This window comes from Candidatus Methanoperedens nitratireducens (genome assembly GCF_900196725.1).
GTDB classification, from domain to species: domain Archaea; phylum Halobacteriota; class Methanosarcinia; order Methanosarcinales; family Methanoperedenaceae; genus Methanoperedens; species Methanoperedens nitroreducens_A.
The window spans coordinates 1-13,376 of record NZ_FZMP01000020.1 but is presented as its reverse complement, the minus strand read 5'-3'; the positions used below and the strand labels follow the sequence as shown (position 1 = coordinate 13,376).

The following is a 13,376-nucleotide window of genomic DNA, read 5'->3' as shown; positions in this document are numbered from 1 at the left end:
ATTCTTATTCTGAAAACAGACTTTTATTTACAAGGGTTATAAAAATAAAATATTACTTAATTTAGGCAGAGTTAAGGGTTAATTTGATCGTCATCCAAAAACTGTACTGATATCTTCATGCGGGTTTCCCGAGATTGAAAATTTCGATCTACTGAGACCATATTTCCGCAAAATATGTGACGAGATGGGCTGAACCTGGTCGGGAGAAATACTAATCCCAGCAGCCGGGATAATTGACAAAATTAAAACAATATCGATTGCTATGAGAGCTATGCGTGAAGCAGAAAAGAAAAGTTAAAAAAGTAGATAGTGACCCAAAAAGTCATTATCGATTAAATATAACACTTGATAGGTTAAATTCCAGATGAACAATTTAAGCTACGAAATAAAACAATCATTACTTAATAAAAAAGCATCGCTCATTGGATTTGCAGATATCGAGAATTTGCCACGAAACGTTCGCCATTCATTGAACTATGCCATCTCAATCGCTGTTGCACTTAATCCGCATATCATTGCAAAAATAAATGCCAGTCCAACCCGGGAATATTATTTGGAATATCAAAGAGCCAATGATTTATTATCGTATTTGGGTAAATTTACAGCAGATGTATTAACAGATAACGGGTACAAAGCAATTCCAATGGAACCAACAAGCGATTCTATAAATCAGAAGACGCTTTCAACAGCTCTTCCCCATAAAACCGTAGCCACACGCGGAGGGCTTGGATGGATTGGCAAATCCGCCCTTCTTATTACAGAAGAGTATGGTGCTGCTATCCGGCTCAATACGGTTTTAACAGATGCTGAACTGGAAACTGCTGTTCCCATTGAAGTTTCGCATTGTAATGAATGTATGATCTGTTCGAATTCATGCCCATCCAGGGTGCATACCCCGAAAAATTGGAATGTAAATATGAAAAGAGAGGATTTTTATGATGCCTTTGCTTGTAAAAAGACACTAAGAAATTTTGAAGAAAAAATCGGTATAGGCATTTGCGGAATATGTATTGCAGTCTGTCCATGGACAAAAAATACATTGCAAGAGAAGGCGGCGCTTAACAATATTTTTAGAAGTATGAAGGAATATTAAAAAAGGTAGATATATGCATTGTAAAGATATCTTACAACAACTGGAATCCCTCTCCAGCCCTAAAGCAAGAGCAGGCATGGCTCGCTTCGGCATCAACCCGAACAATACATACGGCGTCTCCATCCCGGCACTCAGGAAGATCGCTAGGGAAACAGGCAAAGACCATGCTCTTGCCCTGGCGCTCTGGCAATCCGGCATCCACGAAGCGCGAATACTTGCCGGCATGGTCGATGAGCCTGAAAAAGTGACCGGGGAACAGATGGATGCCTGGGCGGTGGACTTTGATTCCTGGGACGTGTGCGACCAGGTGTGCAGCAACCTTTTCGATAAAACAGGATTCGCCTATCAGAAAGCGCACGAGTGGAGCAGTCACAAAGAAGAATTCATCAAAAGGGCAGGGTTCGTTCTTATGGCTGCACTGGTGGTTCACGATAAGAGAGCAAGCGATGAAAAGTTCTTAGAGTTCCTGCCCGTGATAAAAAGAGAGTCTGCCGATGACAGAAACTTTGTTAAAAAAGCGATCAACTGGGCGCTTCGGCAGATAGGGAAGCGGAATCTGAACCTGAACCGGGCGGCGAGTGAGACCGCGAAGGGGATACAGGGGCTCGAATCAAAAACAGCAAGATGGATAGCTTCTGATGCGCTGCGGGAATTGACCAGTGAAAAGATGCAGAAGAGGTTGCGCAGATAAAAAACTGTGTCGGGAATTACCTCGCCCCCCCCGCCCCCGCCACCGAATCCGCCTCCTCCTCCAAAACCTCCGCCTCCGCCGCCACCTTTTGAGGGGGGAGGGGAGGACATGCTGTATGCACGCCCGAAGTACACAGGCATATAATTCAATGAACGCGCCTCGGGTATGCTCACGTTCAGCTTCTCCATTGCCTTTGCCACCTTATCACCGACGCCGAGCGCAGTTCCGTAGATGAGCCACTCCTGCCACATCTTCAGATCCTCATGCGAATACTTCTGGATCGAGGCAAAATCAGAGAGGAACGTCTTAAACGCATCCCACTCAAGCTTCTCCCTGTAATAATCCTCCTTCCAACTTCCGAAAAGAGCAGATGAGACTACTAATGGTGGAATGGATTGAAGCACTAAAATGAAGGATGTAAAAAGAGCGAACGATAGCTGAGGGTAGACCTGTCTGTAGTCTGCGAACAGAAGTAATATTGCGATAGATAGCAGAAGGAACAGCACGAATGAGATCGCAGCATACTTCCTGCCGCCCATGACAAACTCATCCGCGACACTTTTATCCGCACTTCTCATGAGCACCTGCATCTTGCTGCGGATATGGCTCAGCCTTGATACAGCCGCAGAATTCCCTGTTGTAGCGTTCTCTCTTAACCTTTCTACCTGTTCCTTGAAAGCTTTTGCATCAAAAAAATCCCCCACGGCAAAGCTTTTTAGAAAATCAAGTACGTCTTTCTCATACTCATCCTTTGTACCTTCATAACCTTTCAGAAGCTGCACCCTCAATCCCTCTTCTTTCCCATCTGTCTCTATCTTCACCACTCCCCGCCTGTGCAGATCAAGGAGAGACGCATAGAATCCATTCTCATCAAAATCGAAAGGATCTTTTCTGAAAACCAGGTTAACAAGCCATGGCTTCCTGCGCTCTGGCACGTAACTCAGGAATTTAGGCACTACGAAGGACTTTTCCCTGCCGTACTTATAGTAGATCAATACAAGCATAAGCGGAAATACGAGCACCATAGCTCTCAACACATAGACCACTGTGGAGAGAAGCCGGGATATCAGGTAGTACTCCGAATTTGCTGAGAGTGTTTTACTTTCTACATCTTGCACGTCCCGGGGAAAGCCATCCATAATGCTCTTAACCTGGGGACGAAGCAGCATTTCTACCTCCAGCAACGTATTTTCCGGACTGACCCCTTCCGCAATCCATGCATCGCCCTCCCTTCTGGCATCTAAGGCAGGGTGCGTATAAATCCGGGAGACCAGATTATCAGGATCATGCACGATCAAGATAAAGTGCTTGTAAGGTAGATGCTCGTCAGCAAGCTTCAAATTCAAATGGCAGTACTCAGAGTCGCATTCAAGGGGCGGATGCAGCTTGAAGAGATACCCTACCCTGAACGTGCCGGCTGCAAATCTCTCTGGCATGTACACTCCAGCCTCGTTCGGCACCGCAAGATAATCAATATCGCTGGTATATTCTGTATTCGATAGCTGACGTATTGAAAAAACCCCATCCTGCTCCTCCCAGACTTTCGCACTCCAGTCCTTGATGTAAGGGATAGTTCCCTGTGGAGGAGAAATGCCGATAGGCTCAACGTACGGCTCACCAAGCCTCTCCTGCGAGAGCGGAACTTTCCAGTCCCGGTACAGCATCCTGTACCTGTCAGACTCAGTAATCCTGTAAACAAAAGTTTCCTCAAGTGTTCCGTTCAGGTAAATGTCAGCCCCGTAGCTCTCCACGTAAACGCTGCCATAGCATTCGATGAGGCAATCTGTTTTAAGATAAGGCGTGCCGCCTGTAAGGAACAGCCCTGCCGCACCTATGGAGGTGACAGCGATCAATAAAGTTATGATCTGTCTACTTTCACTCAACCCCAGCTCACCACTGGTCTTTTCAATTCCTCATCAAAAAAGTCAAGATATTCCTTCTTGCTCATTCCTGCCCCACGTCCCACAAATTTTGAAGGAATGGTATCAAGCATCGTGTTATATTCCTGGATTATGTTGTTGTACGTATATCTGTGCCTTGCGATCTCATCCTCGATATCCTTTATGGCGTTCATAGTCACTGTTACAGTCTCGGAAGTCTTCAATGCAGGATAGTTTTCTGCAACAGCTATTATGTTTCCGAGCAGCCCCCTCATCTCACTATCCATTTTATTGAGCTCATTCGGGCTGGCTTTTCCAAGATTGGCGCGCATGCCGGTGATTTTCGTAAGCGTATCCTGCTCGAACTTTGCATAGCTTTTGACAGATTCTACGAGTTGTTCGATCATATCAAGCCTCTTTTTCATCGCCACTCTTGTCTGGGAGAGCGTTGCGTCCCCGGCATTCCTTAAACTCTTAAGCCTGTTGTAGGTGGAGAAAAAATAAGCGATTAATATAATAATCAAAACCAGAATAAGAAGTAATACCACCGTTAAAATGTCCATGCTTAAGCATTAATTAATGGCTATATAATAATTTCTATGCACCAAATGTAAACGATTAATAATTAAGTATTTGCGAGATGGCAGCATAAAACTTACGAAAGCATTATAAACAGGTGAATGATAGATGGTACATTATAATGAGGTGTCCAGTTGCATCTTAAGATCGAGCCCATCGGAGTGATAAAAAAATCCAGTTCAGGATTAACCGATGTTATAATATACTCTGACTGCGAGCGTATCCTTGGCAAAATCATTGAAAAATTCGAAAAAGGAGCAAGCCTGCTGATCGTGCACAAGAACCACCAGTCCGGGGACGAGCACCAGGTTAAAGTCTCAGCAGCAGAATTGATCAATCGTAAAGGCAATCTTTTGACCGTAAAAGGACTTGAAGCAGAAGACGATTCCGTAATAGATGTCAGGCTGAGCAGTGAAGTTTGATTTGAGGTAGATATGGGGGTTGACCTCGGCGACCTTTTCGAGAGAAAGGAAATAGAGCTGTCTGAGCTGAAAGGGAAAGTAATAGCCATAGATGCATACAATACCCTTTACCAGTTCCTGAGCATTATACGCCAGCGCGACGGTACCCCGCTTATCGACTCCCACGGCGAGATAACATCCCATCTTTCAGGCTTTTTGTACAGGACTACCAACCTTGTCGAGGAGGGTATAAAACCCATATTCGTTTTTGACGGTACCCCGCCGGAATTTAAGAATGCGATCCTGGAGGAGCGGAAAAGCATACGGGCAGAGGCTATGTTGAAATGGGAGGAAGAAAAAGCCGTAGGCGGTGAAGAGGCGCTTAAGTATGCCCAGGCATCATCACATATTCGCGGGAACATGATTGAAGATGCCAAAAAACTGCTGGAATTGATGGGATTCCCGGTAATCCAGGCGCCCTCTGAAGGCGAGGCTCAGGCAGCTTTCATAGCCAGGAACGGAGATGCTTATGCCGTGGGCTCCCAGGACTTCGATGCACTTCTGTTCGGCGCCCCTGTGGTCGTAAGGAATCTGGCTGCCACAGGGAAAAGAAAGCTTCCCGGAAAAGGGATTTACGTTGATGTAAAGTGCGAAGTCATAGAACTTGAAAGCGGGCTTCGCAAACTTGAGATCACAAGGGAGCAGCTTGTCGATATAGCGCTTCTTGTCGGAACAGATTATAACCCTGGCATCAAGGGAATAGGTCCGAAGAAAGCCCTTAAGCTGATAAAGAAACACGGCAGTATTGAAGGGGCGCTTGGAGAAACAGGTACAGATATCAGTCACATGGCAGAGATAAGGGAGCTGTTCCTCGTTCCCGATGTGACGCCGGATTATGAGATCAAATGGAAGAAACCCGCTTCATCCGCCGTAATAGAGTTCCTCTGCAAAGAGCATGATTTCTCTGAGGCGCGCGTATCAAAGGCTGTAGAGCGCCTGGTAGAAGCCTCGGAAGAAGGTCAGCAGACACTGGATAAGTGGTTTTAGGCTGCAAGCCTTAATCTTTCCTTGGAGGGAGAAATGTTATTATTTTCTCTTTCTCTAACTCTTCTTTGATCCTGCCTGTAACATTGGAAACAATAACATCCCTGTCTGAAACCTGGTTTACCCAGAAGCGGAGTTCGACTTCTACATTCCATAAGGGATCGCTCTGCTTTATCCCGGTAACCAGCACTTCAATACGGAACGGGCGTACCCCATGTGTACTTTTAGCGGCAGAACTCATGATATGCGAAACTTTTCCAATATCAGCATCCGCCTTAAAAGATACAGGTATCTTTACCAGTATTTCGCCTGCCTTAGAATAATTTATTACGGCATTTGATGTGAGAGTTAAGTTCGGGACGGTGATCACCCGCCCGTCAAAGGTCTTTATGCTGGTGCTCCGAAGCCTTATGTCCTCAACTTTGCCCTGGAATCCCATAATCTCGATGAAATCACCTGTAATAAACGGTTTCTCGACCATGATAAGGATCCCGGAAATAAAATTCGATATAACAGCCTGGGCGCTTATGCCAACTATCAGTCCCACGATACCGAAACTGGCAACAAAAGTCGCTACGTCATAATTAAAGATTTGAACGATTAGAACCAGACTTATAAAAGCAGTAAAATATGTGATAATTCTATTTATCAGTCTTGTGATATCGCCCGGTATCCCCGCCTCCTTCCCGATACGCGAAGTTGCCGTAGCGATCATCTTTGCGATGACTGAGGCAATGACAACGATAATCAGGACATATATTATTTTTTCCAGTAACAGCCTTGTACTTCCGGTAAATAAAGGTTCAATTAACATAGCTATCGGTCACCTCATTATCCTGAAAATACTGTCCGTGACTCCTTCAAATACGGAAGCGAGCCCCGGAATCCCATATTTCCGGAGCCTGTGCTCTATCATTCCCTTATATATAGCGAACCGCAGTTTCATCTGTGAAAAGTCGCTTTTGAACATAAGAAGATTATGACCGGCTATCTTCCATTCATCTTTCGTGAGCCTGTCGGCAAGCCTGTTATAAAGCCCTGTGCCCGGAAGGGGATACGGCAGCGTATATGACAGGTAATCCGCTGGCAGGCGGGATGAAAAGCGGAGAGTTTTGAGTATGGTTTCCCCGGTCTCTCCCGGGTAGCCCACAATGAAAAAAGTTCCCACTTCGATCCCTGCTTCTTTTGCCATCCTGACAGCCGCTTCAGCCTGCCCGACTGTGAAACTTTTTTTCATAGTTCTTAAAATCCCGTTATCCCCCGATTCTATGCCAAAGAACACTCTGGCACAGCCTGCTTCGTGCATTGCCTGGAAAAGTTCATGATTTACGTTGTCCACGCGGCAAAGGCAGTCCCATTTGAACACGAGCCCCCGCTTCTTTATCTCATCGCATAGCCCCATAATTCTTTTTTTATTGAGGGTAAAGACATCGTCAGAGAACCATATCCTTGTGTAACCAAGTGCAAGAACCTCTTCTATTTCATTGACCACATCCTGAAAACCCCTCTCCCTGTAGCGGTTCCCGAAGACCGGGCGTGCACAGTAATCACAGTCGTAAGGGCAGCCTCGCGTTGTTATAACAGGAGCGCAGCTATAGCCGAACTTTTTTTCCCAGTACTTCATGTATTTCCGGTTCTCAAAAAAGTCGCGGGCAGGATGCGGGATAGAATCGATATCTTTTATGTACTCCCTTCTGGCTGAGGTTATTTCCCAGCTTTCCCCTTTTAACGCAACGCCCTTTATACCGGAAATATCACCGCCTGCAAAATGTTTCATTACCAGCTCAAGCATGGTCTGCTCCCCCTCACCCAAAACAACTGCGTCAAAGTCATCAAGAAACAGTTTGGGTTCTGATGTCGGGAACGGTCCTCCGGCAACAAGGTAAGGTTTATCGGGAAGACTTTTAAGAGCCTTTGCAATCCTGAGAGCATTATCCTTCATTGTGACCATACAGTATATGCCCACAATGCCGGGCGAAAACATCTCAGCTTTCTTTATCAGTTCCTCAGGCTGCATGAAAGTCCCGTCAAGTATCCTGACTTCCATCCCGTTTTTGCGCAGGACCCCGGCAAGATACCCCAGCCCGAGCGGTGGAAAGAGCCAGAGCCTTCTCCATCCTGGCTCCCGGTGAAAATACGGATAGATAAGGAGCACGTCAGTTCTTGAGTTCGTAGTAATCAACCTCAGGGTAGCGATATGAACGGTTATTGTTCTCCAGGCTAATATAATATTTTAATACTTCCCGTCTTTGCGGCGCTATCATGCCAACATACATTTCCCCTGACAGCATCATCGGAGATTGGTGCCAGGAGCCGTCGTCCGCATAATAATAGAGCTTCGGTCTTTCTACGTATCCTGAGAAGTTTGCAGTTAAAAATACGACTCCATATTCCTTTGAGATGGATACTCCGTTAAGAACCGGAGAACCTTCTCTGTTCTCCGGAATCTTCATGTACTCACTCCTGTAAGAGCCTGCGCTCTTCGCACTGAAGAGGTATACATCCTTATCCCATGAACCCGCTACTACCTCCATAGTTCCGTCTTTATCAATATCTCCAACCGCAGCAGAGGCGAATATTTTTCCACGGGTATACTCTGGGAACCCTGCAATAGTCCTGCTATCGGGCTTGAAAGCATAGACCCTGCCGCTCCAGTCTCCTGTAACTATCTCCATCTGCTTGTCCCCATCGATATCTGCTGCGGAGGGAGATGCCCAGAAATAGCTGCCGGTATATACCGGCCAGCCATCTTTCAGCACACCGCTGTTGTTGTACACATAAAGCGAATCGGCAGCCGCAACGATATCCGGCTTTCCGTCATTATCAATATCTTCCACCAGAGGGGATGCCACTATATAGCTTCTGGTTTTAATGGGGAATCCCGGTAGCGGCTTACCTTTGTTGTTCCAGGCGTAAACCATGTCCGAAGCCGCTATGATGTCAGGGCTTCCATCGCCATCGATGTCTGCTATACGGGGAGTAGCCCAAATCGCATCCCCGGTCTTAAGCGGGAAGCCCGGAAGTAAGCTGCCGTTAGTATGCCAGGCGTACAGCATTTTATCCCACGAGCCTGCGATTATCTCAGGCTTCCCGTCGCCGTCAAGGTCGGCAGCTACAGGGGAGGAGGATACATAACTCCCGGTCTCCACAGGCCAGCCCGGGACTGCGGAGCCATTCATATGCCAGGCATATACCCTGCCGTCATCTGAGCCCACCACTACCTCGGATTCGTTGTCTCCTTCCATATCGACGAGCAGCGGCTTTGAGAATATGTCCCCGCCTGTCGCCTTTGGAAAGCCAGCAAGCGAGGAGCCATTGTACCACCATGCATAAAGCCTGTTATCATCCGAGCCCACAAATATGGCAGCCCCGTCTTTTGTATAAGCGATGCTCGGTGTCGAGGCTATAAGCCCGTCCGTCTTTGCCGGGAAGCCCGAAAGTGAACTGCTATCCTTTTTCCAGATGTATAGCGTGTCAGAAGCTGCAATTATCTCCCAGAAGCCGTCCCCATCCACATCCGCAATCAGGGGCGAGGAGGATATGTAACTGTTAGTACTTTTAAATTTACTATTGTTAAGGAGCCTGTACACATAGGCTTTTTTTGCCCCGTACTTCTGCTCCCAGCCGTTGGGGTCATAAACTGACAGAAGTCCTGGTAAGCTCTTCCCGTTCTCGATTCCCGGAAAAACTTTATTAAGCCCGCCAGGGGGTGAGTCCACATATATAACATAGTCCACGCCCTGCTCATAAAGGAACCTTATTCCCTGCTCCTGGTTCATATTTCGGAGGCTAACATCACCGAGCAGGTGTCCTGCCGGAAGACCTGAATAATAGAGCGGTACCGGGGAATTGGAGATTACTCCGTATGCGCTGTTATTGCCTGCGAACTCCCCTGCCCTCACCATCGGCTTGTAGAGTGCATCCAGCTCTGCATAGATACCGAAATAAAAAGGAAGAGAGAGTATAAGAAATAATATTACTATCGTTCGGAGCTTCCTGCTTTCTGAAAGCTGGAGCGCCCCGGATATACAGAGAAGGGGAATAGCGAGACTAAAATATCTGAAAGAACCTGCGATTAATCCCGAAACCGTGGCAAGAAATACAGCCGTCAGGTTAAGCAATGTAAATACGAAAATACTGCCTTTCCTTATATTCCTGGCTGCATAGTAAAGTCCGGCCATGTATACGAGAGGGGACGAGACAAAGAAGTACTTCAATATATTTCCTGTTCGCCCGATGCTCCCTTCCCGGGCTGCTCCGCTTGCGACCTCAAAGTTCAATACCTCCTGGCTTCGGTTCACAATACTTTCGAGGAAAAAGCCATAATGTAGAGCAGCATAAACCGACCAAGCCAGTATGAACGCCAGGGAAGGTGCTATGAGATAGAATCTTTCCTTTATCCTATCCCGCCTGCCATAAAAAATTAAGAAAGGGATAGCAAACCATACTTCGTACCTCGCGACCGAGCCAAGAAGCAGAGCTACGCCTGCCGCTTTCTCTTTTTCCCTGTCAAGGAAATAGATTGCAAGGAGAAAAAAGAAAACAGCCATAGGCTCTGTATACGAGGTCGAAGATGTCAGAAACTCAAAGGGGTTCAGGGCAAGAAAAGCCGCTGCAAGAAGCCCGGCTTTCCAGGAATACTTCCCGGCTATCGTATATACAAGATATATCCCTCCTAGGGAGAACAGGATATTTGCAAGCTTCAGCCAGAATATATCCCTGCCCAGTGCAAATATAATACCTGAGGCGAAAAAATGGTATCCGGGCGGCCATATTTCCACAGCCCCTGAGAGCGGGTCGGTATAAATTCCGCTTGAGGCTAAATACGCAGAGATAAGCCAGTGGTGGTATGGGTCTTCGGAAAGGTCTCCCATCGTAGCCCTGTACAGCCTGAGACCGAAAGCCATGACGAGTATGCCGATAATGCATATGCTTTTAGGGGAAAGCCGCAGATGTGGGGCTGAATGCAGGATAGTAAGTCCGGAAACATAAAAATAACCCAGGGCATAGAGCATAAGGAAAGGAACTAAAAAATAGTTGCCTGTAGTATACGCAAAATAAAGTGTCGCCAGTGCGTACACACCCAGGGCTACCTCTATTACTGTCATGACAGGAAAACTCAGCCTGTATTTTTTCCCATCCCATCTGTCCGTGATTCTTTCTATCCCGAACTTGGGCGTACGCTGGAATACGCCTCCCCTGTTGAGGAGAGCTTCAATCACGGCTCTCGTGTTATTAGCCGAGATGCCAGTTCCGATTATAGTCAGCATGGGAAGATATTTCAGGCGGCTTTTCCATCCTTCATATAACTCCCGCTGCGAGAGGGCATACATCGTGAGAGGACCGAATGTCCCCAGGGCGAGGAACTTGAAATATAAGAAGGCAGGGCTGGCAAGGAGAATGAGCGGCAGGCTGAGGAGCAAAAGCACTACCATCATGGGATGGACAGTATAGTATGTGAGATGGAGCAAAGCTTCCATTTTTTTGAAAGCCGGAATATCTGCGGCACCAACCTGCGGCAAAAGTTTCTTTGCACACTGGATCGAGCCCTTCGCCCACCTGAACTGCTGGCGCTTGAACGCGTTTATCTGTACAGGTACTTCGGCAGGGGAGACAACATCGGACAGGAAGACAAGTCTCCATCCCCGAAGCTGCGCCCTGTAGCTCAGGTCAAGGTCTTCTGTCAGCGTATCATCCTGCCAGCCGCCTGAGTCCTCGATACATTGCCTGCGCCATATCCCTGCTGTCCCGTTGAAGTTCAGAAAAAGACCGGCACTGTACCTTGTGCTTTGCTCTATCTGGAAATGCCCGTCAATCCCTATGGACAGCGCCCTTGTAAGAAGCGAATAGTCCTCATTTATATGCCCCCACCTCGTCTGCACCATCCCGACCGAGGGGTCGGAGAAATACGGGACGCATCTTTTAAGAAAACCGGGGTCAGGCAGGAAATCAGCATCAAAGACGGCAAGGAACTCACCTCTTGCGTGTTTCATGCCTTCTCTCAGGGCTCCTGCTTTGTATCCCTCCCGTTTCATACGGTGCAGCGAATATATGTTCAATCCCCTGTCCCTGAGGTCATCTACGCAGCGCTGTATGATACCGGTCGTTTCATCTGTGGAGTCATCCAGCACCTGTATCTCAAGCCGCTCCCCGGGGTAGTCCAGTTCCGCTACTTTCCTGATCAGTCTCTCGACAACGTAAAGTTCGTTGTAGACCGGGAGCTGGACTGTCACCACGGGATAGCTGTGAGATATATTAGCGGGTTTTTCCTTCTTTTCTTTCCTGTGAAGGTATGTGAGCAGAAGACAGTTGTTCCCGTAGATGAAAAGGATAATTAAGATTGCAATGTAGACCACAATAAGTACAGCCAGAAAGCTCATACCCTATCACCGAACAGCGCATATGGCATCTGCATAGCCGTCACCCACCTGACGCGCTCAATCGCCTCAGGGTTGTTCCTGCGCGAGAACTGTACGAACCTCCAGAGAAGGTAGGATATCTCCCTGCACATCCTCTCCCCCAGGTGCGATACTGCCTTGTTTGAATAAAAGAGACGCAAAAGCCTGCCTGCGAGGGTTTTCTTTATCCCGGTCTCGCTTGGGTCAAGCCTGTATATCTGGGGAAAGTATGTTCCAAGCCATTTGTTCTTTGATAAGACCTCAAGGTAGAATTTTAGCCCCAGTACCGGCTTCTGGCGTAGCAGTTCATAAGCAAGGTACTCATCCTGGCGCTTATACGGAAGGACATCCTCATCCTCCCAGATAACGTTGATGCAGATGAGCTTGGGCAGAAAAGGCGTTGCTGCACACGCTGCCAGAGGTTTTCTCCTGTACCTTAACGAGTACTTGATGGACAGAAGAATCCCGAGGAGATATACTGTGTACTTGCATCCCCGTTCCACAAATATATTGAAGTCAATGTCATCGTCCTCTGAAAAGCCCTCCGATGCCATAGAGCCAGCCACTGCTATGCACCTGACAAAAGGGCATATGGAAGCGTATTCGGAGGCAAAGCGCCTTGCTACTTCTTCATACATTTTTACATACTTACCGTTGCAAGCAAGCCGTTTCCTGGTCTTGGCGAGGGTATGCTCGCTTCCTTTGAGGCAGTAAATCCCATCGCTATGCGAGATGCCGGGCATGGTCTGGAGCTCTTTCCGGACAGCCTCCTCGGTAACTTCCCCGTAGACAAGGTTCTTTACGAGATGAGGAAGGCACATGGCATATCCCCTGCGGTCAGCAAGATGAAGTGTCCGAAGAATCCTGCCCGCAAGATTGTTATCTTTATTTCCGGCGATAGTTTCACCTGCCATAGCCATCAGACTACTAAGAGCCATCCGAACGGATACAAAACTCAGTTAAGAAGCGAACGATTGAGCTTACAATCTCTTCAATGTCTTTACCTGCCACATTTCCTCCTTAGAAGTACTGTTGACTATCCTGTGAGCAAATATCCCCTAACTTTGACTTCCAACATTACATTGCTTTTTTATCGCTTATAGGTATTCGTTCACCATCTCTTCCTCTCCCTGTTGTGTTCGTATAAAATAAGATGGACGTGGTAGTTACCTACCCACAGTTCAAGCGATGGTTTTGATTCCCCCGCCGCGACGACAATAGCTCTTGATGCTATAAATGTTATTAAAAAAGAGATTGTAATTATCAATACCTCGCCATTAAGGAGTATTA

9 protein-coding genes and 1 pseudogene are annotated in these 13,376 nt (G+C 47.2%); 4 read left to right on the top strand and 6 right to left on the bottom strand.

The window, feature by feature from the left end; genetic code table 11:
• Positions 1 to 364 precede the first annotated feature (364 nt).
• Positions 365 to 1,093: a 4Fe-4S double cluster binding domain-containing protein gene (locus tag MNV_RS02225; protein ID WP_096203756.1), complete on the top strand. Its 729-nt coding sequence runs from the start codon at positions 365 to 367 to the stop codon at positions 1,091 to 1,093.
• 13 nt (positions 1,094 to 1,106) lie between these two features.
• The gene (locus MNV_RS02220) at positions 1,107 to 1,784 is read left to right on the top strand and encodes a DNA alkylation repair protein (protein WP_096203755.1); all 678 of its coding nucleotides are present in this window, start codon (positions 1,107 to 1,109) and stop codon (positions 1,782 to 1,784) included.
• A 197-nt stretch (positions 1,785 to 1,981) separates the two neighbouring features.
• Here the strand turns inward: MNV_RS02220 and MNV_RS20435 are convergent.
• Both MNV_RS20435 and MNV_RS02210 read right to left on the bottom strand, forming a co-directional pair.
• Positions 1,982 to 3,535: pseudogene (locus MNV_RS20435) on the bottom strand (DUF2207 family protein); the annotation flags it as partial.
• 128 nt (positions 3,536 to 3,663) lie between these two features.
• Positions 3,664 to 4,227, bottom strand: coding sequence for a LemA family protein (locus tag MNV_RS02210; protein WP_096203753.1), 564 nt, complete (start codon positions 4,225 to 4,227; stop codon positions 3,664 to 3,666).
• A 150-nt stretch (positions 4,228 to 4,377) separates the two neighbouring features.
• Here MNV_RS02210 and MNV_RS02205 point away from each other — a divergent pair, with 150 nt between their 5' ends.
• Together MNV_RS02205 and fen are read left to right on the top strand one after the other, a co-directional pair.
• Positions 4,378 to 4,665, top strand: coding sequence for a hypothetical protein (locus MNV_RS02205; protein WP_096203752.1), 288 nt, complete (start codon positions 4,378 to 4,380; stop codon positions 4,663 to 4,665).
• Positions 4,666 to 4,677: 12 nt separating this feature from the next.
• Complete coding sequence (gene fen, locus MNV_RS02200; RefSeq protein WP_096203751.1) at positions 4,678 to 5,691, top strand: flap endonuclease-1; 1,014 nt, start codon at positions 4,678 to 4,680, stop codon at positions 5,689 to 5,691.
• Between the two features lie 10 nt (positions 5,692 to 5,701).
• Here the strand turns inward: fen and MNV_RS02195 are convergent, their stop codons facing one another.
• The 4 genes from MNV_RS02195 to MNV_RS02180 are packed head-to-tail and all read right to left on the bottom strand — an operon-like array spanning position 5,702 to position 13,024.
• Positions 5,702 to 6,502 carry a mechanosensitive ion channel family protein gene (locus MNV_RS02195; protein WP_096203750.1) on the bottom strand — a complete coding sequence of 267 codons (801 nt, stop codon included), beginning with the start codon at positions 6,500 to 6,502 and terminating at the stop codon, positions 5,702 to 5,704.
• A gap of 9 nt (positions 6,503 to 6,511) precedes the next feature.
• Positions 6,512 to 7,870 (bottom strand): B12-binding domain-containing radical SAM protein, encoded by a 1,359-nt coding sequence (locus MNV_RS02190; RefSeq protein ID WP_096203749.1) that lies wholly within the window; start codon positions 7,868 to 7,870, stop codon positions 6,512 to 6,514.
• Positions 7,845 to 12,068 carry an FG-GAP-like repeat-containing protein gene (locus MNV_RS02185; RefSeq protein ID WP_096203748.1) on the bottom strand — a complete coding sequence of 1,408 codons (4,224 nt, stop codon included), beginning with the start codon at positions 12,066 to 12,068 and terminating at the stop codon, positions 7,845 to 7,847. The genes MNV_RS02190 and MNV_RS02185 overlap by 26 nt, the downstream gene beginning before the upstream one ends.
• Positions 12,065 to 13,024, bottom strand: a complete 960-nt coding sequence (locus MNV_RS02180; protein WP_179293751.1) for a hypothetical protein — start codon at positions 13,022 to 13,024, stop codon at positions 12,065 to 12,067. The genes MNV_RS02185 and MNV_RS02180 overlap by 4 nt, the downstream gene beginning before the upstream one ends.
• Positions 13,025 to 13,376: the final 352 nt, after the last annotated feature.

Coding starts and splice junctions, on each gene's coding strand:
- MNV_RS02225 (WP_096203756.1), top strand. CDS start 365: ATGAACAATTTAAGCTACGAAATAAAACAATCATTACTTAATAAAAAA.
- MNV_RS02185 (WP_096203748.1), bottom strand. CDS start 12,068: ATGAGCTTTCTGGCTGTACTTATTGTGGTCTACATTGCAATCTTAATT.
- MNV_RS02195 (WP_096203750.1), bottom strand. CDS start 6,502: ATGTTAATTGAACCTTTATTTACCGGAAGTACAAGGCTGTTACTGGAA.
- MNV_RS02220 (WP_096203755.1), top strand. CDS start 1,107: ATGCATTGTAAAGATATCTTACAACAACTGGAATCCCTCTCCAGCCCT.
- MNV_RS02210 (WP_096203753.1), bottom strand. CDS start 4,227: ATGGACATTTTAACGGTGGTATTACTTCTTATTCTGGTTTTGATTATT.
- fen (WP_096203751.1), top strand. CDS start 4,678: ATGGGGGTTGACCTCGGCGACCTTTTCGAGAGAAAGGAAATAGAGCTG.
- MNV_RS02180 (WP_179293751.1), bottom strand. CDS start 13,024: ATGGCTCTTAGTAGTCTGATGGCTATGGCAGGTGAAACTATCGCCGGA.